Here is a 25,210-nt window from a genome sequence, read left to right on the forward strand (position 1 = left end):
GTCCGGTCAGGCGAGGAAGGCAGCACCCATGGCGTTTGTCGGAATGGATCCGGAGCGGATCCGTCGCGTCGCGGAGCAGCTCCGTCAGAACAGTCACCAGCTCACCATGGTCAACGAGGCCGTGCAGCGGCTGATCAACCAGGCTGCCCAGGCATGGGAGGGCCAGGACACGGTCGACTTCTCCGACGCGTGGTCGGGCCAACACCGGCTCACCCTCCAGCAGTGCGCGCAGCAGCTCGAGCAGATGTCGAGCGACGCGGTCGAGCAGATCGCCCAGCAGGAGACGACCAGCGGCATCATTCCCGGCGGGCCCGGCAGCGCCCTGCCACCCGGCGCCGTCCCGCCCGGTACGAAGCCGTCCGGGCCGGGTGGCCCGGCAGACTCCGATGGTGATGGCGACGAGCCGTACGAGGACCCGGAGCAGGCCGACGGCACGGTCCGCGAGAAGTTCCGCGGCAAGTACAAGCACGATGAGTACGGTCACGACTTCGACCATGACGGAGATGACCCGCAGCACCGCGCCGACGACCGCACGGACACCAAGGACGGCTACACCGAGAGGGGCAAGCCCGGCCTCGATGTGAAGCTCCACGAGGGCGAGGCGTCTGCGGAGCTCGCCGGCGGCGAGGTCGAGGGCACCCACAAGGCGGGGGACGTCGACCTCTCCGGCAAGGCGGAGTATCACGTCGGCGAGGCGAAGGCCGACTATCACGCGGGCCTGACCGAGGACGGGCTGGCGGTGGGCGGCAGCGCCGGCCTCGTGGCCGTGGGAGCGAAGGCGTCCGGGAAGGCCAAGCTCGGGGTTGCCGAGGTCGGGGGCTCCGCTGAGGCGTCGGTCGAGGCGAGCGTCTCCGGCGACGCGTCCATCGGCAAGGACGGGCTGCATGCGGGTGTGGAGGCCTTCGCCGGAGCGCGGGCCCGCGCAGACCTGAGCGCATCCGTTGCCGGTGTCGGTGGCACCGCCGGCGTAGAGGGGTGGGCCGGAGTCGGTGCCGAGGCAGACGTGACCGTGGGCAAGGGTCCGGACGGGAAGTTCCACATCGGTGGCGAGCTCGGGGCCGGCCTGGGACTCGGTGGCAAGGTCGACTTCGACGTGACCGTCGATCCGGGTGCCGTCGTCGACGCGGTCAGCGATGCTGGCGGCGCCGTTCTCGATGCCGGCAGCGACGCGGTCGATGCGGTAGCCGACTCGAAGTACGCCCCCTGGAACTGGTGATCTCGATGGAGAACAACATGAACACGATTCCGGTCCCGCTCACGCTCGAGGAGCCGAGCAAGTACTGGCGCGCCGTCGAACCCGCGTCAGTGGGAGTGACCAGTGCGGAGTTCGTCGCCCTGCGCTGGGTCCCCGAGGGCGAGTACACGCCCACACTGACGGTCGGTGGCGCGGTGCGGCCGGCAGGTGTGTCCGCTGAGGGACTGGCGGACGAGGCGCTCGAGAGCTTCCGAGCCGATGGCGTCAGTGCCACCGTGGCCGAGCGGAAGCCCTTTGGCGCGGACGGCCTCAAGGGCATCATGCAGCTGCTCGACTGCGAGCTCCCCGGCGTCCCGGACCGGTTGAAGGCGATCCAGGTGATCATGTCGTTCGCCACCAGCAATCCCGACGAGCAGGCGATCGTGGTCAACACGGTCACCTGCACCAATGAGCAGTTCCCCACGGTCCGGCCCGAGTTCGCGTCGTTCATCAGCGCGGTGCGGCTGGATGAGGAGCGCCTGTCGCAGGCGCCGGAAGGCGAGTGAGCGTGTCGATCATCAGCAAGGCGTCGAATCTCGTGGCCCAGGCCAGGGCCGAGGTCGAGAAGCACGAGTCGAAGGACCCGTACATCGCCGGCCGCGTGCGTCAGGTGATCGGAGGGGCGCTGATCGCAGACGGCCTCGTCGGCCTGGAGAACCCCTTCGGGCGTCGCTCGCGCCCGGGCATCCTGGGCGCTCTGGTCTTCCTCGGGCTCGGCCTCGTCTTCGTCGTGCTCGGACCCATCGTCATGACGCGCGGGGTTGACGTCGACGCGACGGCCACGGGGCACCTGACCTCTGTGAGCGCCCCGGACTCCGACCGCACGTGCAGTGCGACGGCAACGTTCGAGGTCGACGGCCGGACCTATCGTGCGTTCTCGGAAGGGTCGTCGTCCGGCCTGTGCAAGCGGTCCGTGGGCGAGGCGATCGGGGTCAAGTACAACTCCGCAGACCCCAGCCAGAACCGCATCGGTGTCTCGGTCTTCGGCATCGTCGGCTGGATCTTCCTGGGGGTCGGCCTTCTCTTCGCGCTCATCGGGCTGGTGCTGGTCAGCCTGCGCGCTGGCAGCATCTACTTCGGCTGGAAGCTCTGGCGTTCCGGAGGACGACTGGTGAAGGCGAACCCGCCGACCCCGGGCGCTGACGACATCGCGTCGCGCGCGAAGGCCGACTTCCTCCGCGTCCTGCGTGGAGGGGGAGGCGTCCGTTCCGGGATCGCCGGTGCGATGCCTCCTGCCGCTCCCGCCGGTGGGGTGCCTGGAGCCGTGACTGCTCCCGCCGTCGTCGCTCCCGATGTCGTGGCAGCGGGGTGGTACCCCACGGCCGACGGGACGCACGAGCGTTGGCACGACGGTTCGGGCTGGACCGACCAGGTGCGCCCGCGCAGCTGATCAGACGGTGCGGCGGTACTCCCCGCCGACCTCGAAGAACGCCTCGGTGACCTGCTGGAGGGTGCAGGTACGAGCGGCCTCCATGAGGACGGCGAAGACGTTCTCGCCGGAGGTCGCGGCGTGCTTGAGGCGGGCGAGGGCCTCGGTCGCCTCGCTGCGGTGGGCCTCGCGGAACGTGCGGACCCGCTGCAGCTGCGACTGCTTCTCGGTCTCGGTGGCACGAGCCAGCTGGACCTCGTGCGGCTCCTCGTCCGACGACGGTGCGCGGAACGTGTTGACGCCGATGATCGGCAGCGAGCCGTCGTGCTTGCGCTGCTCGTAGAGCATCGACTCGTCCTGGATCCGGCCGCGCTGGTAGCCGGTCTCCATCGCGCCGAGGACGCCGCCGCGCTCGTTGATCCGGTCGAGCTCCTCGAGCACGGCCGCCTCCACGAGGTCGGTCAGCTCGTCGATGATGTACGAGCCCTGGAGCGGGTTCTCGTTCATCGCCAGGCCCCACTCCCGGTTGATGACGAGCTGGATGGCGAGCGCGCGCCGCACCGACTCGTCGGTCGGGGTGGTGACCGCCTCGTCGTACGCGTTGGTGTGGAGTGAGTTCGCGTTGTCGTAGATCGCGCAGAGAGCCTGGAGCGTCGTGCGGATGTCGTTGAACGCCATCTCCTGCGCGTGCAGCGAGCGGCCGGACGTCTGGACGTGGTACTTCAGCTTCTGCGAGCGCTCGTTGGCGCCGTACTTCTCCTTCATCGCGACCGCCCAGATCCGGCGGGCGACGCGGCCGAGCACGGAGTACTCCGGGTCCATGCCGTTGCTGAAGAAGAACGACAGGTTGGGCGCGAAGTCGTCGATGTCCATGCCGCGCGCGAGGTAGGCCTCGACGTAGGTGAAGCCGTTGGCGAGGGTGAAGGCGAGCTGCGTCAGGGGGTTCGCTCCGGCCTCGGCGATGTGATAGCCGGAGATCGAGACCGAGTAGAAGTTGCGGACCCCGTGCTCGATGAACCACTCCTGCACGTCGGCCATGCAGCGCAGGCTGAACTCGGTGGAGAAGAGGCAGGTGTTCTGCCCCTGGTCCTCCTTGAGGATGTCGGCCTGGACCGTGCCACGGACGGTGCGGAGCGCCTCCTCCGGGTCGCGGCCGAGTTCGCGGGCCTGGTCGATGACCGTGTTGAGGAAGAAGGCCAGGACGGTCGGCGCGGGGCCGTTGATCGTCATCGACACGCTCGTTGTCGGGGAGCAGAGGTCGAAGCCGTCGTAGAGCGCCTTCATGTCGTCGAGGGTCGCCACCGAGACGCCGGAGGTGCCGACCTTGCCGTAGACGTCGGGCCGCTCGTCGGGATCGCGGCCGTAGAGCGTCACCGAGTCGAACGCCGTCGAGAGCCGCGTCGCGGGCTGTCCCTCGGACAGGAGCTTGAAGCGGCGGTTGGTGCGGAACGGGTCGCCCTCGCCGGCGAACATGCGGGCCGGGTCCTCGTTGTCGCGCTTGTAGGGGAAGACGCCGGCGGTGAAGGGGAAGTGGCCGGGCAGGTTCTCACGGCGCAGGTAGCGGACCAGCTCACCGTGGTCGGTGCCGCGCGGCACGGCGACCCGGGGGATGGCCAGGCCCGAGAGCGACTCGCGGGTCTGTGCGGCCTCGCGCTCGCGAACCTCCGGCCAGCCGGTCAGCGCCGCGGACAGCCCGTCCGGCAGCGGCTTCACGTCGCGGCCGGCACGGACGGCGCGCGAGCCGAGCGCGCGCACCCGCTGGATCGCCTGGTGGTCGGCCGCGAGCTCCGCCAGCTCCTCGGTCTCCGCGTGGTAGCGCCGGACGGTCTCGGTGATCTCGGCCAGGTAGCGGCTCCGGTCGGCGGGCACGACCTGGTGCAGTCCCGACGAGTGCCGTACGTCGACGCGGGGGAGCACGCCCTCGCCTGCGGGCAGGCCGTGGTCGTGCAGGGCGTCGCGCAGGTGCTGGTAGAGCGCGGTCACGCCGTCGTCGTTGAACGTGGCGGCGCTGGTGCCGAAGACCGGCATGTCGCTGGGAGAGGAGCCGAAGGCCTCGCGGTTGCGGACCAGCTGGCGGCCGACGTCGCGCAGGGCGTCGGCTCCGCCGCGGCGTTCGAACTTGTTGATCGCGACCGTGTGGGCGAAGTCGAGCATGTCGATCTTCTCCAGCTGCGACGCGGCGCCGAACTCCGGCGTCATGACGTAGAGCGCGTGGTCGACGAAGGGCACGATCGCCGCGTCGCCCTGCCCGATGCCCGGAGTCTCGATGACGACGAGGTCGAAGCCGGCCGCCTTCAGCACCGTGATCACGTCGTCGAGGTGCTCGGGCACCTCGTGGGCACCACGGGTGGCGAGGGAGCGGAAGAAGACCTGCTCGCCCTCGACCGCGTTGGCCCGGATCCGGTCGCCCAGCAGGGCGCCGCCGCCACGCCGGCGCGTGGGGTCGACAGCCACCACGGCGATGCGGAGCTTGTCGGCGAAGTCGGTGCGGAAGCGGCGTACGAGCTCGTCGGTGAGGCTCGACTTGCCGGAGCCACCGGTGCCGGTGACGCCGAGCACGGGCACGGTGCGGGCGGTCGCGGCGGACCGGATCTGCTCGAGCACCTCGGGCGTCAGCCGGCCGGCCTCGGCGCCCGTGATCGCCCGCGCGACCGCCGGCCGGTCACCCGTCAGCACCGCGTCTGCCGTCGTCGGGGCGAGCTCCCACAGGTCGGTGTCACAGCGTTCGACGACGGTGTTGACCATGCCGGCGAGGCCGAGCCGCTGGCCGTCCTCGGGGGAGAAGATCGTGACGCCGGACTGGCGGAGCCGGGCGATCTCGTCGGGGACGATGACGCCACCCCCGCCGCCCACGACCTGCACGTGGCCCGCGCCCGCAGCGCGGAGCGACTCGACGAGGTACTCGAAGTACTCGACGTGGCCGCCCTGGTACGACGAGACCGCCACGCCCTGCACGTCCTCCTCGAGCGCCGCCTCGACGACCTCGCGGACCGACCGGTTGTGGCCCAGGTGGATCACCTCGCAGCCCTGCGACTGCAGGATCCGCCGCATGATGTTGATCGAGGCGTCGTGGCCGTCGAAGAGGCTCGACGCGGTCACGAGGCGCACGGGGTGGGTGGGGACGTGCAAGGCGGTCACAGAGGGGCTCCCGGGGATGCTTGGATGTCCTAGCACTTCAATACTAGGACATCCAAGGAATAATGGCGACGCCGTCGTCGGGTGTCGCCGCCGGTCACCCGGGAAGGGTCAGCGCGGAAGGTCGCCGAGTGCGGCGCGCAGCGCGGCCAGGGCGTCGTAGAGCCGACGAGTGCCGGTCGGGTCCAGGCCGGGGTTCGTGAAGACCTCCGCGTTGAGGGCGGCCGTGGCCTCCTCGACCACGCGCGCGCCCTCGGGCGTGAGGGAGGCATGGATGACCCGGCGGTCCTCCTCGGACCGCGCGCGCTCGACGTAGCCCTGCTGCACGAGCCGCTCGACGGCGCTCGTCACCGTGGTGGCGTGCACCTGGAGGAGCGAGCCGAGCCGCGACATCGTCATCGAGCCCGAGCGGGTGAACGAGATCAGCCGCATCACCTCGAACCGCGCGAAGGTCAGCGCGTAGGGGCGCAGCGTCGCGTCGATGCGCTCCTGGAACAGCTGCTGGACCCGCGTCAGCGTGGTCACCATCGCCATGCCGTCGGCAGCGTCTTCCCAACCGTGGCGGACCCACTGGGCGCGCGCCTGCTGGATCGGGTCCTTCGCCTCGGGCATGGGGCTCAGGCTAGCGGGACGGGTCCGCCTCGGCGTCCCAGCACGCCGCAGCCACGTCGACGGCACCACGACGCAGGGGAGTGCCCTCGAGGTGCCAGTGCTCCTGGGCGTCGATCACGAGGTGCGCGGGCAGTGTGCCGTCCGCGCGTACGACGCGCCACCAGGCCACGCTGTCGCCCTCGCGCTTCATGACGCCGCCGACGCCGCGCGGGCCGCCCTGGCCGAGGATCCGCGCGATCGCGCCGTACGTCAGCACCCGGCCCGGCGGGATCTCCTGGACCAGGCGCAGCACGTCCTCGGTGAACTCCTCGTTCATGGCCGCTCGCGCAGAGGGGTCAGGCGACGTCGGAGACGTCCGGGACCTCGAGGCCCAGGACAGCGGCGGTGCGCTTCTGCACCTCGCGCGCCAGGCCCGGCTCGTCGACAAGGTTGTGGCCGTGGCTCGGGACCATCTGCTTGAGCTGCGGCTGCCAGCCGGCCCACTGGGCGGGGAAGCAGCGCTCGAGGATCTCGAACATGATCGGCGCGGCGGTCGAGGCGCCCGGCGAGGCGCCGAGCAGGCCGGCGATCGAGCCGTCGCCGTGGGTGATGACCTCGGTGCCGAACTGCAGGACGCCGTTGGGGCGGATCACCTGGACGCGCTGGCCGGCGGTGATCTTCTCCCAGTCCTTCGGGTCGGCGTCGGGGAAGAAGTCGAGGAGGTCGCGGAACTTGGTCTTCGGACGCGAGATCAGCTGCGTGATCAGGTAGATCGTCAGCGGGACGTTGGCCAGGCCCGACTTGATCATCGGGATCAGGTTGTGCCAGCGGATCGCGAGGAACATGTCGAGCAGCGAACCGTGCTTGAGGTAGCGCGGCGAGAAGCCGGCGTACGGGCCGAACATCAGGCTGGTCTTGCCGTTGACGACGCGCGTGTCGAGGTGGGGGACCGACATCGGCGGGGCGCCGACCGCGGCCTTGCCGTAGACCTTCGCGTGGTGCTGCGCGACGAGCTCGGGGTTGTCGGTGCGGAGGAACTCGCCGCTGACCGGGAAGCCGCCGAAGCCCTTGATCTCGGGGATCTTCGACTTCTGCAGGAGGGTCAGCGCGCGGCCACCGGCGCCGACGAAGACGAACTTCGCGCGGTGCTCGAACTTCTGGCCGGACTTCTTGCCCTTGACGATCCAGGTGCCGTCGTCGGCGCGCTTGACCTTCTTGACGTCAGCGTCGTAGTCGACGGTGAGGCCGCGCTCGGCCACGCTGTCGAGGAGGAGCTCGGTGAGCGCGCCGAAGTCGACGTCGGTGCCCTGCACGGCGTACGTCGCGGCGATGGGCTCGTCGGCGAGGTCCTCGGCGGTGCGGCCCTCGAGGAGGAGCGGCGCCCACGCGCGGATCTGCTCGGGGTCCTCGCTGTAGAGCATGCCCTCGAAGAGGGGGTGCGCGGAGAGGAGGCGGTGGCGCTCGCGGAGGTAGGCGACGTTCTCGTCGCCCCAGACGAACGACATGTGCGGCGTCGCGTGGATGAACCGGTCAGCGGCCGGGAGGCGGCCGTTCTCGACCAGGAACGCCCACAGCTGGCGCGAGAGCGCGAACTGCTCGTTGACGACGACGGCCTTGGAGATGTCGACGCTGCCGTCCTCGGCCTGCGGGGTGTAGTTGAGCTCGCACAGCGCGGCGTGGCCGGTGCCCGCGTTGTTCCACGGACCCGTGGACTCGCGCGCCGGGCGGTCGAGCCGCTCGAGCACCCGGATGCTCCAGGTCGGCTCCAGCTCCGCGATGAGCGTGGCGAGGGTGGCACTCATGATGCCGCCGCCGATGAGGAGGACGTCGGTCGTGGTCTGCTGCGACTGGTTAGTCTCGGTCACCGGGCCATTCTGGCGCCATGTGAATGCTTTCACGAAGTTGAGCCTGCACTTTGGGACGAACTTTTGAGCAATGTCACACAGCGCCGCCCTGCGCGAGGCTGCGCAGGGGCTGGTCGGCCCCTGCGCGAGCCCGCGCAGCACGTCCGGGAGCTCAGCCCAGGTTGAGGCTCCGGCCGACGATCTCGGTCATGATCTCGCTCGTGCCGCCGTAGATCCGCTGGACGCGGTTGTCGATGTAGGCGCGCGCGATCGGGTACTCGAGCATGTAGCCGTAGCCGCCGTGGAGCTGGACGCAGGCGTCGACGACGCGGCCCTGCACCTCGGTGGACCAGAGCTTCGCCTTGGCGGCGTCGGCGACGGAGAGACCGCCGTCGTTGTGCTCGAGGATGCAGCGGTCGATGTAGGTCTGGGTGATCTCGACCTCGGTCTCGAGCAGGGCCAGGCGGTGGCTGATCGTCTGCAGCGCGCCGATCGGCTTGCCGAACGCCTTGCGGTCGCGGACGTACTGCTTGGTCCACTCGAGCGCGGCGCGGGCGCCGGCAATGGCGCCGATCGCGATGTTGAGGCGCTCCTGCGGGAGGTTGTTGGTGAGGCCGAAGAAGCCCTCGCCCTCCTTGCCGAGCAGGTTGGCGGCCGGCACCCGGCAGTCCTCGAAGATGAGCTCGGAGGTGTCCTGCGCGTGCATGCCGACCTTCTCGAGGTTGCGGCCGCGCGAGAAGCCCGGCGTGCCCTCCTCGACGACGATCAGCGAGATGCCCTTGTGCGGGTGCTCGCCGGTGCGGCAGGCCAGGATCACGAGGTCGGCGTTCTGGCCGTTGGTGATGAACGTCTTGGCGCCGTTGACCACGTAGTCGTCGCCGTCGCGGACCGCCTTGGTGCGGATGCCGGACAGGTCCGAGCCGGTGCCCGGCTCGGTCATCGCGATCGCGACGATCGACTCACCCGAGGCGACCTTCGGCAGCCAGCGCGCCTTCTGCTCGTCGGTCGTGAGCTCGAGCAGGTAGGGGAGGCAGATGTCGGAGTGGAGCGTGGGGCCGAGGATCGCGGGGCCGACTCCGGCGTACGCGCCCTCCTCGATGAAGATCGCGTTGTAGCGGAAGTCGTGGAAGCCGGCCCCGCCATACTCCTCGGGGACGGCGGCCGTCAGGCCGAGCTCGGCGAGGCCGGTGAAGAGGGACTTCGGCACGATGCCGGCCTTCTCCCACTCCGGGTACGCCGGGACGACCTCGCGCTCGAGGTAGGTGCGGACGCTCCGACGGAAGTCGTCGTGCTCGGGCTCGAAGATGTTGCGGTCCATGACCGCATGTTAACGGTCGTTAACCAGCCTGCGCGGCGAGGGCGGGGGCGCTTCCGTCCAGGAGCACCTGCGCGACCTGGGCAGGATCGTCGGCCATCGGCACGTGGCCGCAGCCCCGGAGCACCACGTGCCGGGCCTGCGGCATCCGGCGGCGGGCGATCGCCGCGTGGTACGGCAGCAGGATCCGGTCGTGCTCGCCCCACGCGATGGTCACCGGTACGTCGCTCGGCACGGCTGCTGCGAACGGCTCGGCCGCCGGGAAGATCTGCTTCATCGCGGGAATGGCGCGTCGCATGCCCCGCAGGTCGTCGACGAAGACGTCGTGGGGGATCAGGTCGCTGCGCCGCGAGACCATCGCGCCCATCACGCGCCGCGCGTGCGGCGAGCGGGCCAGCCGGGGGACCGCCGGCGACAGCAGGTTGGCGCTCGCGGTCAGCCAGGTGAAGACGGCGCGCACGTACACGAAGTCCGGCGCGCCCCACCAGAAGGCGGCAGGCGAGAGGGTCGTGGCGCTGCGGACCAGCCCGTCAGCAGCCGCCTCGAGGGCGATCCGCCCGCCCAGGGAGTTCCCGGCGATGTGGGGGCTCTCCAGGTCGATCTCGTCGAAGAGCCCCTGGAGGGCCACGCGGAGGCTGGCCTGGACGTCGCCGTCGCGGACCACGAGGTCCGGCGACTGGCCGTGGCCGGGCAGGTCGAAGAGGATCACCTGGCGCTGCTCGGCGAGCTGGTCGAGGACGGGGTACCAGGCCTGGCGGCGGTGGGTGAGGCCGTGGACGAGGACCAGCGGCTCACCGCTGCCGTGCACTTCGTGGGCGAGCATCGGTCAGGGCCTCCGGTGGGTGATGTCGACCAGTGGCAGCCGCAGGGCTGCCGGTGCCGATGACGGTACGGCGGGGGAGCGGGGCGCGACCGGAGGGACCGAGACGTAGTCCGCGCCGAGCTCCGGGCGTGGGTCGGCCTCGCCCTTGTTGGGCCAGAACGCCATGGCGCGCTCGGCCTGGGCGGTGATGGTGAGCGACGGGTTCACGCCGAGGTTCGCCGTGATCGCGGACCCGTCGACGACGTGGAGGCCGGGGTGGCCGTAGAGCCGCTGGTAGGCGTCGATCACGCCGGTCGCCGGCGAGTCGCCGATGGTGCAGCCGCCGATGAAGTGGGCGGTGGCGGGCCGGCCGAACGGCTCGCCGACGCTGGCACCCGCCATGCCCTTCTTGCCGTCGCGGTCCATCAGCGCCGCGAGGCGGCGTACGACGTCGTGGCCCTGGGGGATCCAGGTCGGGTTGGGCGCGCCGTGGCCCTGCTTGGAGGTGAGCATCCAGCCCCATGGGGTCTTGCGGGGGAAGACCGTGATCGAGTTGTCGGTGGCCTGCATGACCAGCGCGATGACGGCCCGCTCGGACCAGTGCTTCACGTCGTACAGGCGGTGGGCCTGCGGGATCTGCCTGGCGTACTCGACGGCCCACCGGCGCTTCACGCCCGGCCCGCCGGGCACGAGGACGGTCTGCAGCAGCGAGATGAAGTTGGAGCCGTGGCCGTAGCGGCACGGCTCTACGTGGGTGACCGCGTCGGGGTGGAACGACGAGGTGATCGCGACGCCTTCGGAGTAGTCGACGCTCAGGTCGGGCGCGAGCGCGCCGAGGATCGCCTCGGAGTTGGTGCGGGTCAGCTCGCCGAGCCGGTCCGAGACGCGCGGCAGGTCGCCCTCGGCCTTGAGCCGGTGGAGCAGCTTCTGCGTGCCCAGGGCCGCGGCGGAGAAGACGACGTGGTCGGCGGTGAAGGTCTTGACCGCCGTGCGCCGTGAGAGCTTCGCCTTGGTCCAGCGCGCCTCGACCGTGTAGCCGCCCTCAGGCCGGGGCCGAACCCGGGTGACCGTGGTCAACGGGTGCACGACGGCGCCGTTCTTCTCGGCCAGGTGGAGGTAGTTCTTGACCAGGGTGTTCTTCGCGTTGTGCCGGCAGCCCGTCATGCACTCGCCGCAGTTGGTGCAGGTACGCCGGGCCGGTCCCTCGCCGCCGAAGAACGGGTCGGACACCTCGTCCCCGCCGCGCTCGCCTGCGGGCCCGAAGAGCACCCCGACGGGCGTCGGGTGGAAGGTGTCGCCGACGCCGAGATCGTCAGCGACCTGCTTCATCAGCGCGTCGGCGGGTGTGAACCCCGGGTAGGTGGTCACCCCGAGCATCCGCTTCGCCTGGTCGTAGTACGGCGCGAGCTCCGTCTTCCAGTCGGTGATGTGTGACCAGGCGGGGTCGTCGTAGAACGGCTGCAGCGGCTCGTAGAGCGTGTTGGCGTAGACCAGCGAGCCGCCGCCGACGCCCGCTCCTGCGGCGATCAGGCAGTCCTTGATCACCTCGATCCGCATGATGCCGTAGCAGCCGGCGGCGGGGGCGAAGACGTAACGCTTCGCGTCCCAGCTGGTCGCGGCGAAGTCGGCGTCCTCGAAGCGGGCCCCCGCCTCGAGGACACCGACCGTGTAGCCCTTCTCGGTCAGCCGCATAGCGGTGACCGAGCCACCGAAGCCGGAGCCGATGACGAGGACGTCGTAGTGCGTGGTCACCTCGCGAGGTTACTGAGACACAGTGTCTGGTGTACCGAAACCACGGGGTGTCGCCCGTCACATCCGACCATGGGTCAGGCCTTGGGCTCAGCGTCGCGCGGCAGGCCCAGCATGCGCTCGCCGATCAGGTTGAGCTGCACCTCGGTGGTGCCGCCGTAGATCGTCGTGGCCCGGCCGCCGAGCAGCTGCTCGAGGGCGTGGTCGGTGCGCGCGCCAGGCACGGAGAACGCGCCCGCGACGTCGAGCTCGGCGGTGATGAACTCGGCGATCTTCTGGCTGATGCTCATCGCGAGGAGCTTGTTGACGCTCGCGGTGGTGCCGCTGTCGGAGCCGAGCAGCTGCTTGAGCACGATCCGGTTGCTCATCACGTCGATCGCCTGCGACTCCGCGAGCAGGTCGCCGAGCTGGTGGCGGGCGACGGCGGAGAGATCCCGGCCCTTGGCGAAGCGGAGCAGGTCGCCGTCGTTGGCGTACGCCGCCATCTTGCCCGACAGCGCGACGCGCTCGCTGGCCAGCGCCGTGCGGGTGACCTTCCAGCCGTCGTTGACCTCGCCGACGACGTACTTGTCCTCGATGAAGACGTCGTCGAAGAAGACCTCGTTGAAGAGGGCCGAGCCGGTCATCTCCCGCAGCGGGCGGACGTCGACGCCCTCCTTCGTCATGTCGAGAAGGAAGTAGGTGATGCCCTCGTGCTTGGGAGCGGCTGGGTCGGTGCGCGCGATCAGGATGCCCCAGTCGGAGAACTGCGCCATGGAGGTCCAGATCTTCTGGCCGTTGATCTTCCAGCCGCCCTCGACCTTGGTCGCCTTGGTCTGCAGCGAGGCGAGGTCGGAGCCGGAGCCCGGCTCGGAGAAGAGCTGGCACCACATGATGTCGCCGCGGAGCGTCGGCAGGCCGAACTCCTCCTTGAGCTCCTCGGAGCCGTAGCCGACGATCGAGGCGAGGGCCCAGATGCCCATCAGCAGGTTGGGGACCTGGACGCCGGCAGCCTTGATCTCCTGCGCGATGACGACCTGCTCCAACGGTCCGGCAGCGCGGCCGTACGGCTTGGGGAAGTACGGCAGCACCCAGCCGCCGTCGCCCAGGGCGGCCAGCCGCGCGTCCTCGTCCTCGATCGCCTGGATTGCGTCGAGCTCGGCGCGGATCTGCGCGCGGATCGTCTCGGCCTCGGCCGGCAGCTCGATGTCGAGCGGACGGAGGTTGCCGGCCAGGGCGTCGTCGGCGACGCGCAGCGCGCGGGCCTCACGGGTGCCGAGCAGGGCGCGGAGCGCGAGGGCCCGGCGGTAGTAGAGGTGGGCGTCGTGCTCCCAGGTGAATCCGATGCCGCCGTGGGCCTGGATGCAGTCCTGGGCCACCTTCACCGCGAGGTCCGGCACCAGGACGGCCGCGACGTTGCCGGCGAAGTCGGCGGTGTCGTCACCCTTGTCGATCGCGGTGGCGGCGTCCCACACGGCGGCGCGCGACTGCTCGAGCGCGATCGCCATCCAGGCGCACTTGTGCTTGATGCCCTGGAAGAGGCCGATCGGGCGGCCGAACTGGACCCGGATCTTGGCGTACTCGGACGCGGCGGCGACGCACCAGGAGATGAGGCCGGTCGCCTCGGCACCGAGGACGACGGCGGCGATGGAGCGGGCCCGCTCGGCGGCGAGGCCGCTGAGCACGTCGCCCGCGGCGACGGTGAGGTCGGTGGCGGAGACCCGCGCTGCCCTGCGGAGCACGTCGACGGAGTCCTGCGGCGTGACGCTCAGCTGGTCGGACCCCACCACGATCCACCGGACCACGCCGTCGAGGTCGACCGGCAGCACGACGAGGTCGGCCACGTCGCCGGAGGCCACGCCGTCCCAGGTGCCGGTGACGGTCACCCCGCCGTCGGCGGTGGCGACCGCGGTCGGCAGGGTGGCGCCCTCGGGGGCGACGGCGCCGATCGTCGTACCGTCGATCAGGCCGGCGATGTGCCCGGTCGCCGCGCCGCCGGCCGCCTGCAGCAGGGCGGAGGCGAGGACGGTCGGCGTGAACGCGCCGGGCAGCGCGTGGCGGCCGAGTGCCTCGAGCGCCACGGCCAGCGTGGTCAGCCCGCCGCCCGAGCCACCGAGCTCCTCGGAGATGTGCAGGCCGAGCAGCTCGTACTCGACGAGCGACTTCCAGAACGGCGGGAACTTCTCGGGCTTCTTGGCATCGACGATCGAGCGGATCGCGTCGGCGGTGAAGAGGTTCTCGGCGAGGTCGGCGACAGCGTCGGCGAGGTCGAGGTGCTCCTCGATGATGCCGAGTCCGAGCTCGTAGTTCTGGCGGGCCATGTGCAGATCTCCTGGAGGCGGTGGTGCGGGGGGCGGGCTGGACGTGGGTGGGTCAGCCGAGGCGGTCGGCGAGGTCGCCGATCTGCCAGGGGCCCTCGGACTCGATGCACGCGACCTCGTGCCAGCCCTGGAACTCCTGGATCACACCGCCCTGGACGCCGAAGAACTTGCCGGTGAGCTTGCAGTCCTCGGCCGCCAGCCGGGCGACGATCGGCGAGATGTTGGACGGCGCGAACGCGTCGAACTCACCCTCCTCGACCTCGGCGGCGAACATCGCGCCCATGCCCGGGGTGGCCAGGGTGAGGCGGGTGCGGGCGATCGGGGCGATCACGTTGGCGCGGACGCCGTAGCGGTCCAGTTCCTCGGCGGCGACCATCGTGAGCGCCGCGACGGCGGCCTTGGCGGCGCCGTAGTTGGCCTGGCCGGCGTTCGGCATGAACGTGCCGGACGCGGAGGCGGTGTTGATGATCGAGGCCGCGACCGGCTTGCCCTGCTTCGACTGCTCCTTCCAGTACGCCGCAGCGTGGTGGATCGGGGCGGCCGTGCCCTTGAGGACCACCGCGAGGACGGCGTCCCACTGGTGCTCCTCCATGTTGGGGATGAAGGCGTCACGCAGGATGCCGGCGTTGTTGACCAGGATGTCGAGGCCGTCGAAGACGGTGATCGCCTGGTTGACGAGGTTCGCAGCGCCCGCCCACGACGAGACGTCGTCGGTGTTGGCGACGGCGTCACCACCGGCCGCGATGATCTCGTTGACGACCTGCTGCGCCGGGCCGGCGTCCGAGCCGCTTCCGTCGTTGGCGCCCCCGAGGTCGTTGACGACGACCTTGGCGCCCTCGCGGGCGAGGAGGAGGGCGTGCTCGCGGCCGATGCCGCGACCGGCGCCGGTGACGATGGCGACGCGTCCGTCGAGAGTTCCCATGGTTCTGTTCCTTACGAGTCGGGGTGGAGAAGAGGTTCAGGCAGTGAAGACGGCGAGGCCGTCGCGGATGACGAGGTCGTCGCCGACCGAGGTCTCGAAGCCGACGGCGCGGTCGCCCTCGGCGGTCGCGGGGAGGTCCCAGAAGCGCGTGGTGATGTCCTGGCCGGGCAGGACCGGCTTGGCGAAGCGGACGGCGAAGCGCTTCAGCTTCGTGACGTCGCCGTCGACGAAGGACTCCAGGGCGGCCCACGAGGTGAACGCCATCGTGCAGAGGCCGTGGTTGATGATGCCCGGGAGGCCGGACATCTGCGCGATCTCCTCGTCGAGGTGGATCGGCATCGGGTCACCCGACGCGGGGGAGTAGCGGAACGTCTGGTCCTCGTCGACGTGCGCGGTGACCTCGGCGACCGGCGTACCGGTGGTGAGGGCGGGGTCCAGCGCGTGGCCGGGAGCCAGCTCGCCGACGTTCTTGCCGGCGTCGACGCCGCGGAAGAACGCGGTGATGAACTGCTCGTTGACCAGCACGCCGTCCTGGTTGACCGTCTCGGCCTTGATGACGACGGTCGAGCCGGTGCTCAGCGCGGCGTACCCGGTCGAACGGGCACGGCAGGTGAGGACGTCGCCGGGCTTGATCGGCGCGTGGAAGTGGAAGTCCTGCTCGCCGTGGACCAGCTTCATCAGCAGCTCGACGGGAGCGACCTCGAGAGCGGCGGGCGCCATCGAGAAGAAGGTGGGGACCACCGCGAAGACGGGGGAGGCGATCTCACCCTTGAGGTGGGCCTCGATGGGGTCGTTCGTCGCGGCGGCGTACTCCGCGATGCGCTCGCTGGTGACCTCGAAGACGACGTCTTCGGTCCACTCGCCGATGCCGTCGTCGTTGAAGGTGACGGGCTTGGTGGCACGGGGAGCCTGGGTGTCGGTGCTCATCGCGGAGTACGCCTTTCGCTGCGTGGGGTTTGGCAGGGCTGCGTGGATCAGGCGGCGACGAGTTCGGCCAGCTTGGCCAGCGACTCGGTCAGGTCGGCCTCGGTGTTCTTGGCGATCGCCTTGCCGATCGGGCCGACGACCATCGTGCCGTTGAACTCGGCGTCGATCGTGGCGTCCGAACCGGCGCCGTTCTCGGCCACGGACATCGTGAACTTGATCTTCACGCCGGCCATGCCGGTGCCCTCGATGGTCATCGACTTGGGGGCGTTGGCCTCGGTGACGGTCCACTCGATCTTGTTGGCCATGCCCATGACGGAGACGACCTCGGTGATCTGGGTGCCAACGGTGATGGCGTCGGGGGCCGGCAGCTGGGACTTCCAGCTCTGGTGGATCTTCAGCCAGTCCTTGTAGCCCTCGAGGTTCGCGAGGGCGCCGTACGCGGTGTCGACGTCGACGGGCAGGGACTGGGTGACGGAAACGCTGGCCATGGTGGCTCCTTGGTGGGGTGGTGAGTGGTGCGGTTGAGGTCGTGCTGGACGATGCCGGGGCGACGTACGCCGCCCCGGCACCGGTGGTGCGGGGGACCCGAATGTCAGGCCGGGCGCTGGGCCCTGCGGTACGCCGTGACGACGACGGCGCCACCGAGGCCGATGTTGTGCTGCAGCGCGACGCCGCCGGGCTGGCCGGCGCGCTCGACCTGGCGCTTGTCGGCGGTGCCGCGCAGCTGCCAGGTGAGCTCGGAGCACTGGGCCAGGCCCGTGGCGCCGAGCGGGTGGCCCTTGGAGATCAGGCCTCCGGACGGGTTGACGACCCAACGACCCCCGTACGTCGTGTCGTCGTTGTCGATGAGCTTCGCGGCCTCGCCGTCGGCGCAGAGACCGAGCGCCTCGTAGGTGATCAGCTCGTTGGCCGAGAAGCAGTCGTGCAGCTCGATGACGGAGACGTCCTCGGGCGTGATGCCGGCCTGGGCGTAGACCTCCTGCGCGGCACGGCGCGTCATCTCCTTGCCGACGAGCGACTGGGCGGAGTTGTCGGTGAAGGTCGACTCCATGTCGGTGACCATCGACTGGCCGATGACCTCGACCGCCTGGTCCCACAGGTCGTGCTCCTCGACGAACTTCTCGCTGGCGAGGACGACCGCGCCCGAGCCGTCGGAGGTGGGGGAGCACTGCAGCTTGGTGAGCGGGCTGTAGATCATCGGCGCGTCCTGGATCTGCTCCAGGGTGTACTCGGTCTGGAACTGCGCGTACGGGTTGTTGACCGAGTGCTTGTGGTTCTTGTGGCCGATCTTGGCGAAGTGCTCGAGCGTCGTGCCGTACTTCTCCATGTGCTCGCGGCCGGCGGCACCGAACATGAACGGCGCTGCGGGCAGGGAGAACTCCTGGAGCTCGGCGAGCGCCATCAGGTGGTCGAGCATCGGGTTGGTGCGGTCGTCGAAGTGCGACGTCAGCGAGCCCGGCTGCATCTTCTCGAAGCCGAGGGCGAGGACGCAGTCGTAGAGGCCGCCCTTGATCTCGCGGGTGGCGAGGTAGAGCGCCGTGGAGCCGGTGGAGCAGTTGTTGTTGACGTTGGTGATCGGCACGCCGGTCTTGCCGAGCTCGTAGACCGCGCGCTGGCCCGACGTGGAGTCGCCGTAGACCCAGCCGACGTGGACGGCCTGGATCGCGTCGTACGCGATGCCCGCGTCCTCGAGCGCCTTCGTGCCGGCCTCGCGCGCCATGTCCGGGTAGTCCCAGTCCTTCGAACCCGGCTTCTCGAACTTCGTCATGCCGACGCCGATGACGTAGACCTTGTTGCTGCCCATGGAAGAGCCCTTCGTTGCTCGGGAGACCACGGCTCGGATCTACCGTGGACACACTGTCGAAGATAAAACTATGTTGGACACCGTGTCCGGTCAAGCAACTTCGTTAGAGTTTCTCGCATGAGCCAGTTGGTGGAGGACAGCCGCAGTGTCGACGGGCGTGACCGGCGGTGGGAGGACCACCGCCAGGGACGCCGCGAGAGCCTGCTCGCCGCCGCCCTCGAGCTGATCGACCGCGACGGCGGAGACGTCGGCGTGGCGGCCATCGCCGCCCAGGCCGGCATCCCGCGCTCGGTCGTCTACAAGCTCTTCCGTGACCGTGACGACCTCGACGCGCAGATCCGGCTCCGGATCATCAACGACATGAACGCCACGCTCGCACCGCTGCTGGTGCCCCGGGGCACCGTGCGGGAGATGGTCGGCCGCGGCGCTCGCACGTACGTCGACTGGGTCAGCGACCACGCGAACCTGCACCGCTTCCTCGGGGCCGGATCGGCAGCGCGCCCGATGCACGGCTCGCCGCAGGCGACCGGCGGCAAGACCGCGTTCGCGATGGGGCTGCGGGAGCTCATCCAGGGGGTCTTCCCGCTCGTCATCGACGGCAAGCTGCCCCGTGGCGCCGCCGAGAACCTCGCCTTCGCGATCATCGGACAGGTCGACAGCGTCGTGAACCGCTGGCTGCTGGCCGGCCGCTCGCGCAGCACGAAGAAGGACCTCGTCACCTTCCTGACCGATGCCACCTGCGGCACGATCCAGGCCACCGCGCGCCTCGCGGGCGTCGAGCTCGACGTCGACACCGACTTCGGCGTCACCGCCTGAGCCGCCCTTTCGGCGCGCCGGGGGTTACCGTGGACAGCATGTCCATGTAATCATCTCCGCATTGCGGCATCCGCTCCGCCATGGAGGCGCGACGACGACGGATGCCCCTGCGAGGAGGAATCCCCATGCACGAGTGGTCCGACATGGACGAGGCGATCCGCGAGGGCGTGCGCGACTGGATCGCGAAGAACGCCGAGCCGCAGCGCGACGCGATCGAGACCGGCGAGATCCCGCCGTACGACATGGCCCGCCAGTTCTTCGCCGACTTCGGCGTGACTGACATGGCACGCGACGCAATCCGCAAGATGCTCGCCTCCGAGCGCAAGCGCGCCGAGCGCACTCCGGAGGAGCGCGAGGCGGCGAAGGCCGCGCGCGCGGAGAAGAAGAAGGACGGGGCCGCCGAGCCCAACCCGATGCTCGACATGCTCGGCATGGGCGCCGTCGTCGGCTCCGAGCTTGCTGGCGTCTCGCTCGGGACCATGGTCTCGGTTGGTGTGTCGATCGGCCTGGGTGCTGCCACGATCCTGCAGAAGGGCACGCTGGAGCAGAAGGAGAAGTACGTCGAGAAGATCGCCACGCTCGAGCACATCGCCGCCTGGTCGATCACCGAGCCTGACTCCGGTTCCGACGCCTTCGGTGGCATGAAGACCACCGTTCGGCGCGACGGCGACGCCTTCATCCTGACCGGCTCGAAGACCTTCGCGACCAATGGCCCCGACGCCGACGTCGCCGTGGTCTACGCCAAGCTCGACGAGGGCGACGGCACCCCGATCCGCGACCGCCAGGTACTCGCGTTCATCCTGGAGAAGGGCGACCCGGGCTTCACCCAGGGCAAGCCCTTCAAGAAGATGGGCCTGATGTCCTCCCGTACCGGCGAGCTCTTCTTCGACGACGTTCGGCTCGGCATGGACCGCCTCCTCGGCGGCGAGAAGGCCCTCGAGAAGGGGTCCTCGGCAAACGACGGTCGCCAGAGCGCCCGGGACGGCTTCGTCATGGAGCGCGTCGCCTGCGCGATCGGCTCGCTCGGCATCATCAACGAGTGCCACCGCCGCTCGGTCGACTACGCGAAGAAGCGTGAGCTCTGGGGCAAGCCGATCAGCGACTTCCAGCTGATCCAGCTCAAGCTCGCCAAGATGGAGGTCGCGCGCCTCAACGTGCAGAACATGGTCTTCGTCGCCCTCGACGGCATCAAGGCCGGCAAGATGCCGACCCTCGCCGAGGCGTCCGCGATGAAGCTCTACTCCACCGAGGCGGCCACGGACGTCGCGATGGAGGCGGTCCAGCTCTTCGGTGGCAACGGCTACATGGCGGAGTACCGCGTCGAGCAGCTCGCCCGTGACGCCAAGTCGCTGATGATCTACGCCGGCTCCAACGAGATCCAGGTGACCCACGTGGCGAAGGGCCTGCTCGCCGGCTGACGGCCACCTGACACGTTGCGAGCCCCCGGCACGCCGTACGTCACGGCGTGTCGGGGGCTCGTCGTTCCGCAGATGGCCTCCCGGTGCGCGGTGCGCCCCGGCGTACGTCAGGCGTAGGCGTAGTCGTCGAGCGGGAAGTGCGCGTTGCGCCACCGGACCTCGGGCGTGAGCCCGGGCCGGAGCGGGACGTCGCCGTCCTTGGTGAAGTAGTAGCTGTTCGCCCCGGCGCACGACGGCTGCCAGAAGACCTGCGGTCCGCGCCGCTTCCGCACCGATGCCATGTACCGCTCGTGCGCCCGGGAGGTCACCTCGACCTCGGCCGCCCCGCGACGCCGGGCCTCCTTCAGGACGCGCACGATGTGTCCGGCGGTCGCCTCGGCGAGCTGGAAGTACGACGATCCATTGTAGCCGTAGGGCCCGAAGGTCGTGAAGAAGTTCGGGAAGCCGGGGGCGGACACACCCTGGTAGGCCTGCAGCCGTTCGGTCTCCCACCAGTCGGCGATGACCAGGCCGTCGCGTCCGACGACGTCGTAGCCGGGCAGGGCGTCCTTCTCGGTCACCTTGAAGCCGGTGGCGAGGAGCAGGACGTCGACCTCGTGCTCCGTGCCGTCGGCCGTCACGACGCCATGCGGCGTGACCTCGCGGATGCCGTCCGTCTGCAGTGCGACGTTGTCGCGGTTGAACGTCGACAGGTAGCTGTTGTGGAAGCTCGGCCGCTTGCAGCCCAGGCCGTAGCGCGGCGTGAGCTTGTCGCGGGTCTCGGGGTCGTCGATCTGCGACCGCAGGTAGCTGCGGGCCACCGGCTCGAGCACCTTGCCGGCCTGCAGCGCCCCGCCGTAGTGGGCGAGGAACGGGAACGTCGCCTCGACGAAGAGGTCGCTGGTGAGCCGCGCGAGGCGGTTGACACCGGGCAGGTGACGCAGGCCCACGCGAGCGGGCGCGCCGATCGGGAAGTCCGCCTTGGGCAGGCACCAGATGGGAGTCCGCTGGAAGACGGTCAGGTGCTCCACCTCGGGCGCGATGGAGGGGATGATCTGCACCGCAGACGCACCGGTGCCGATGATCGCGACCCGCTTGCCGGCGAGCGCGACGTCGTGGTCCCAGCGGGCGGTGTGCATGACCTCGCCCGCGAAGGACTCGAGGCCGGTGATCTCGGGGTACTTCGGCTGGCTGAGCGGACCGCCCGCGTGCACCACGTGCGTCGCGGTGAGGTCGCCGGTCGTCGTCGCGACGTCCCACACGCAGGTGGCCTCGTCGTACGTCGCGCTGGTCACGCGGGTCCCGAACCGGATCCGGTCGGCGAGGCCGAAGCGCTCGACGAGGTGCTCGGCGTACTGCTTCAGCTCGGCGCCCTTGGCGTAGCTGCGGGTCCAGTCCGTGCGCTGCGCGAACGAGAACTGATAGCTGAACGACGGGATGTCGACCGCGACGCCGGGGTAGGTGTTCCAGTGCCAGACGCCGCCTGCGCCGTCGGCGTCGTCGACGAGGAGGACGTCCTCGAAGCCCGCCCGCTGCAGGGCGATGGCGACGCCGAGGCCGGAGAATCCGGCGCCGACGATGACGACGTCGTGGTGCTCGATGCTCATGACGACGACGTTACTGAGACGCGGTGTCCGGCGTACATGAGGACCGGCGGTGTCTCCGGTCACACCGGCTGTCAGCCGTCGTGGGCGGCGAGGTGCGCCAGCACCGCCGGCCAGGTCTCCTGCTGCGCGCGCGGCGAGGCGATCAGGCCGAGGTGGCTGAAGCCCTTCACCTTGAGGAAGGTCACGTCGGCGTTGCGGTAGGCCTCGACGCCCGCCTCGACCGAGGCGGCGTTGGCGAGCACGTCGGCGCTGCTGCCGATCAGCAGCAGCGGGGTGACCAGCCGGTCCATCTCGACGACGAGGTCGTCACGCAGGTGCACGGCGCCCTTGACGAACTCCTGCTCGCAGACGAGCCGGACGATCGCCTGGTTGAAGAAGCGCCCCGGGTAGCCCGGCATCGCGTCGACGAACTGGTCGACCGCGTTGATCCGGGCCAGCACCTCGGGCTGGTGCAGGTTGCGGAGCAGCGTCCAGGGCTTGGTGATCTCGCGGACCGGCGCCATCCAGCGGTAGCCCAGCCGGGTGAGCGGCGCCGTCGTGCCGCCGGCGATCGCCATCGGGGTCACCACGAACGACGGGCCCAGGTGGTCGTAGACCCAGAAGAGCCCCTTGTACGCCGGGTTGCGCCGGTAGTCGGTCGGCGTGCCGAAGCAGCTGATCGAGGCGATCGGCAGGTCCGGGTGGTGGGCGCCCATCAGCAGCGACATCGTGCCGCCGTGCGACCAGCCGACCAGGTGGACCTTCGCGCCGCCGTGGGCTGCGGAGATCCGCTCGACCGCGGTCGGCAGGATGCCGTCGATCCAGTCCTCGAAGCCCATCCCGCGGTCGCTGAACCGGATCGCGCCGTAGTCGATCGTGTACGTCGGACGGCCCGGGCCGCTCCCGTCAGCACCGGTCAGGTGAGCAGCGAGGCTCTGCCCCTCGCGCAGGTCCCAGCAGGTCACGGGGACGGCGAGCGGCGTCACCAGCAGCACGGGGTTGCCGCTCACCGGGGCATCCGGGGCGACGCGCTCCACGCGGGCGTGGGGCTCGTCGTACAGAAGCTCGGTGGGGGTGCGCTCGTGCTCGACGCCGTCGCCGAACCAGGAGATGTCCCACGCGTTGCGGGCCATCTGGCCCGCAACGCGGAGGGTGGAGATGCTGCGGCCGGTGAGAGTGCTCATGGTGCTCAGTTCGGGGAAGGGAGCCGGGTCAGCCGGCGGGGGTCTCCCACTGGACCAGGGTGCGCTTCAGCACCTTGCCCGTGGGGTTGCGGGGGAGCTCGTCGAGGAAGACGACGTCGCGCGGCACCTTGTAGCGGACCAGGTTGTCGCGCACCAGGGTCCGGACGTCGTCCGCGGTGAGCGTGGCTCCGTCGTGGCAGGCGATGAACGCGCGCAGGCGCATGCCGAAGTCGGGGTCCTCGACGCCGACGACGGCGGCCTCGCGGACGGAGGCGTGGGCGATCAGGAGCTCCTCAACCTCGGCCGGGAAGACGTTCTCGCCACCGGAGACGATCATGTCGTCGTCGCGGCCGTCGATGTAGAGCAGGCCGTCCTCGACGTGGCCGACGTCGCCGGTCGACAGCATGCCGTCGATGATCTCCTTGTGGCCGCCGCCGGTGTAGCCCTCGAAGGGCGTCACGGTGCCGACGAAGACGCGGCCGCGCTCGCCCGGGGCGACGGGCTTGCCGTCGTCGCCGATGAGCTCGACGCGACAGCCGAGCATCGGGGTGCCGACGGAGGTGGGGTGGGCGCGGACGACGTCGGGGTTGGCCATCGTCGCCAGCGAGACCTCGGTGGAGCCGTAGAGGTTGTAGATGACGTCGCCGAAGCGGTCCTGGAACTCGGCCGAGACGGCCGCCGGGAGGGCCGAGCCGCTGCAGAAGGCGGCCCGCAGCGACGAGGTGTCGTGGCGGTCGGTGACCTCGGTCGGCAGCGCGATGATGCGCTGCAGGAGCACGGGGACGACGCAGATCGCGGTCGCCTTGTGCTCGGCGATGTCGGCGAGGAAGGTCTCGGGGTCGAAGCTGCGGCGCAGCACCACGGTCGAGCCGAGCGCGATCGTCATCATCGTCATGATCAGGCCGGTGCCGTGGAAGAGCGGCGGGCCGATGACCGTGGCCTCGCGGGTCCGCATCGGCAGGCGGTCGAGCATCGCGCCGGGCAGGGTGTAGCCCTTGGGCTCGGTGCGGGGCGCGCCCTTCGGGGTGCCGGTCGTGCCCGAGGTGAGCAGGATCAGGCGGCCCGGACGGGCCGGGCTCGGCGGTGCGACGGGGGAGCCGGCGGCCAGGTACGCGTCGAGGTCGTCCTGCGCTGCGGTGATGTCGGTGGTGACGACCGGGATGGTCAGGTCGGCGGCGAGGGAGGCGAGGTCGGCGTCGATGAAGAGCGCGTCGACGCCCTCCCGGGTGGCGACCTCGGCGGTCTGCGGCGCGGAGAACGCGGTGTTGAGCCAGACGGTGTTGAGGCCGGCGCGCGACGCGGCCCAGGCCACGATCAACGGGCTGCGGTGGTTGCGCATCAGGATGCCGATGGTCTGGCCCGGCTGGTACGACGCACGCAGGGTGTTGCTCAGCTTGTTGATCGTCCGGTCGAGCTCGGCGTAGGTGATCGAGCCGCGCTCGTCGGCGATCGCGGGCTGGTCGCCGTGGCGCCCCGCAGCCGCCGTGACCGCGCCGCCGAAGGGACCGTAGCGACGCATCGCTCCCGCCATCGAGACGATCTGGTGCGGTCGGGAGACGGGCAGGACGCCAGCCTTGGCCATGGCGGCCAGCGACCGTCCTTCGAGGAGCGCGCGGTGCAGCATCGAGGTCCTTCCGGAGTGCGGCGGGAGTGGGTCCGCGACGCGCGGGCGCGCCGTACACGGGTCTCTTCGGAGGGTAGTTGCGTTTTGAGAACGCGGCAGTACTTGAAGGGCGTGAGTTGCGTCGCGCGATCCGCGTACCCAAAGGTCAGCGGCGGCGGTCGCGCAGCGCACCCGTCGACCACAGCGCCCACGCGACGAGCAGCGGCTGGCCGAAGAGGCGGGCCAGGCGCTTGCCGTCGGTGTCGAGGCCGAACGCGTCCTTGTGCTCGACGTACTGCGCGATGTTGCCGGGGAAGACCGCGATGAAGAAGGCGGCGACCACGAAGCCGATCGTCACGCGCCGCCGCGCCCACAGCAGCAGGGCGGAGCCGAGGGTGATCTCGACGGCGCCCGACGCGAGCACGACCAGGTCGGTGTCGACCGGGAACCACGACGGCACCTGGGCCTGGAACTCCTTGCGCAGGAAGGTCAGGTGGCCGATGCCGGCGAAGGCGAGGAAGGCTCCCAGCAGCAGGCGGGCAAGCGTGCGCGGCAGGGACGTGGGCTGGCTCGACGGCTGGGTCTGCGAAGTCATCTCTGCAGCATGCCGGACGCGGGGCCGGTTGTGCGCC

General features: G+C 70.2%; 21 protein-coding genes. 5 read left to right on the forward strand and 16 right to left on the reverse strand.

The features are described 5' to 3' along the window. Positions 1-28 precede the first annotated feature (28 nt). The 3 genes from IEX47_RS14840 to IEX47_RS14850 are packed head-to-tail and all read left to right on the forward strand — an operon-like array spanning position 29 to position 2,624. Positions 29-1,216 (forward strand): WXG100 family type VII secretion target, encoded by a 1,188-nt coding sequence (locus tag IEX47_RS14840; RefSeq protein ID WP_188784799.1) that lies wholly within the window; start codon positions 29-31, stop codon positions 1,214-1,216. 17 nt (positions 1,217-1,233) lie between these two features. Beyond that, positions 1,234-1,740 (forward strand): hypothetical protein, encoded by a 507-nt coding sequence (locus IEX47_RS14845; protein ID WP_188784800.1) that lies wholly within the window; start codon positions 1,234-1,236, stop codon positions 1,738-1,740. A gap of 2 nt (positions 1,741-1,742) precedes the next feature. Beyond that, positions 1,743-2,624, forward strand: coding sequence for a DUF2510 domain-containing protein (locus IEX47_RS14850; RefSeq protein WP_188784801.1), 882 nt, complete (start codon positions 1,743-1,745; stop codon positions 2,622-2,624). On the opposite strand, the gene icmF is transcribed toward IEX47_RS14850, so the two are convergent. From icmF to IEX47_RS14910, 12 genes are all read right to left on the reverse strand, one after another. Continuing rightward, positions 2,625-5,741: a fused isobutyryl-CoA mutase/GTPase IcmF gene (gene icmF / locus IEX47_RS14855; RefSeq protein ID WP_188784802.1), complete on the reverse strand. Its 3,117-nt coding sequence runs from the start codon at positions 5,739-5,741 to the stop codon at positions 2,625-2,627. 108 nt (positions 5,742-5,849) lie between these two features. Beyond that, the gene (locus tag IEX47_RS14860; protein WP_188784803.1) at positions 5,850-6,350 is read right to left on the reverse strand and encodes a MarR family winged helix-turn-helix transcriptional regulator; all 501 of its coding nucleotides are present in this window, start codon (positions 6,348-6,350) and stop codon (positions 5,850-5,852) included. A 10-nt stretch (positions 6,351-6,360) separates the two neighbouring features. Then, complete coding sequence (locus IEX47_RS14865; protein ID WP_188784804.1) at positions 6,361-6,666, reverse strand: MGMT family protein; 306 nt, start codon at positions 6,664-6,666, stop codon at positions 6,361-6,363. A gap of 19 nt (positions 6,667-6,685) precedes the next feature. Beyond that, a complete protein-coding gene (gene mqo, locus IEX47_RS14870; protein WP_188784805.1) occupies positions 6,686-8,194 on the reverse strand; it encodes a malate dehydrogenase (quinone) in 1,509 nt (502 codons plus the stop codon). A 151-nt stretch (positions 8,195-8,345) separates the two neighbouring features. Beyond that, complete coding sequence (locus tag IEX47_RS14875; RefSeq protein WP_188784806.1) at positions 8,346-9,491, reverse strand: acyl-CoA dehydrogenase family protein; 1,146 nt, start codon at positions 9,489-9,491, stop codon at positions 8,346-8,348. Between the two features lie 19 nt (positions 9,492-9,510). After that, positions 9,511-10,311, reverse strand: coding sequence for an alpha/beta fold hydrolase (locus IEX47_RS14880; RefSeq protein ID WP_188784807.1), 801 nt, complete (start codon positions 10,309-10,311; stop codon positions 9,511-9,513). Between the two features lie 3 nt (positions 10,312-10,314). After that, entirely contained in the window at positions 10,315-12,042 is a 1,728-nt protein-coding gene (locus tag IEX47_RS14885) for a GMC oxidoreductase (RefSeq protein ID WP_188784808.1), read from the reverse strand. A 74-nt stretch (positions 12,043-12,116) separates the two neighbouring features. Beyond that, positions 12,117-14,339: an acyl-CoA dehydrogenase family protein gene (locus IEX47_RS14890; protein WP_188784809.1), complete on the reverse strand. Its 2,223-nt coding sequence runs from the start codon at positions 14,337-14,339 to the stop codon at positions 12,117-12,119. 52 nt (positions 14,340-14,391) lie between these two features. Further along, the gene (locus tag IEX47_RS14895) at positions 14,392-15,261 is read right to left on the reverse strand and encodes an SDR family oxidoreductase (protein ID WP_188784810.1); all 870 of its coding nucleotides are present in this window, start codon (positions 15,259-15,261) and stop codon (positions 14,392-14,394) included. 36 nt (positions 15,262-15,297) lie between these two features. Beyond that, positions 15,298-16,188, reverse strand: coding sequence for a MaoC/PaaZ C-terminal domain-containing protein (locus IEX47_RS14900; protein WP_188784811.1), 891 nt, complete (start codon positions 16,186-16,188; stop codon positions 15,298-15,300). Between the two features lie 47 nt (positions 16,189-16,235). Next, entirely contained in the window at positions 16,236-16,676 is a 441-nt protein-coding gene (locus tag IEX47_RS14905; RefSeq protein WP_188784812.1) for a type II toxin-antitoxin system Rv0910 family toxin, read from the reverse strand. Positions 16,677-16,780: 104 nt separating this feature from the next. Then, positions 16,781-17,992 carry a lipid-transfer protein gene (locus tag IEX47_RS14910; protein WP_188784813.1) on the reverse strand — a complete coding sequence of 404 codons (1,212 nt, stop codon included), beginning with the start codon at positions 17,990-17,992 and terminating at the stop codon, positions 16,781-16,783. Between the two features lie 117 nt (positions 17,993-18,109). On the opposite strand from IEX47_RS14910, the gene IEX47_RS14915 reads away from it, so the two are divergent. Both IEX47_RS14915 and IEX47_RS14920 read left to right on the forward strand, forming a co-directional pair. Next, positions 18,110-18,808: a TetR/AcrR family transcriptional regulator gene (locus IEX47_RS14915; RefSeq protein ID WP_188784814.1), complete on the forward strand. Its 699-nt coding sequence runs from the start codon at positions 18,110-18,112 to the stop codon at positions 18,806-18,808. Positions 18,809-18,933: 125 nt separating this feature from the next. Continuing rightward, a complete protein-coding gene (locus IEX47_RS14920) occupies positions 18,934-20,226 on the forward strand; it encodes an acyl-CoA dehydrogenase family protein (protein ID WP_188784815.1) in 1,293 nt (430 codons plus the stop codon). Positions 20,227-20,333: 107 nt separating this feature from the next. Here IEX47_RS14920 and IEX47_RS14925 read toward each other — a convergent pair whose 3' ends face one another. The 4 genes from IEX47_RS14925 to IEX47_RS14940 form a co-directional block, all read right to left on the reverse strand. Further along, positions 20,334-21,812 (reverse strand): flavin-containing monooxygenase, encoded by a 1,479-nt coding sequence (locus IEX47_RS14925; protein ID WP_188784816.1) that lies wholly within the window; start codon positions 21,810-21,812, stop codon positions 20,334-20,336. Positions 21,813-21,883: 71 nt separating this feature from the next. Further along, entirely contained in the window at positions 21,884-22,975 is a 1,092-nt protein-coding gene (locus IEX47_RS14930) for an alpha/beta fold hydrolase (protein WP_188784817.1), read from the reverse strand. A 28-nt stretch (positions 22,976-23,003) separates the two neighbouring features. After that, positions 23,004-24,599, reverse strand: coding sequence for an AMP-binding protein (locus tag IEX47_RS14935; RefSeq protein WP_188784818.1), 1,596 nt, complete (start codon positions 24,597-24,599; stop codon positions 23,004-23,006). Positions 24,600-24,744: 145 nt separating this feature from the next. Continuing rightward, complete coding sequence (locus tag IEX47_RS14940; protein WP_188784819.1) at positions 24,745-25,173, reverse strand: DoxX family protein; 429 nt, start codon at positions 25,171-25,173, stop codon at positions 24,745-24,747. Between the last annotated feature and the right edge of the window lie 37 nt (positions 25,174-25,210).

Source organism: Nocardioides phosphati (genome assembly GCF_014646375.1).
GTDB classification, from domain to species: Bacteria; Actinomycetota; Actinomycetes; order Propionibacteriales; family Nocardioidaceae; genus Nocardioides; species Nocardioides phosphati.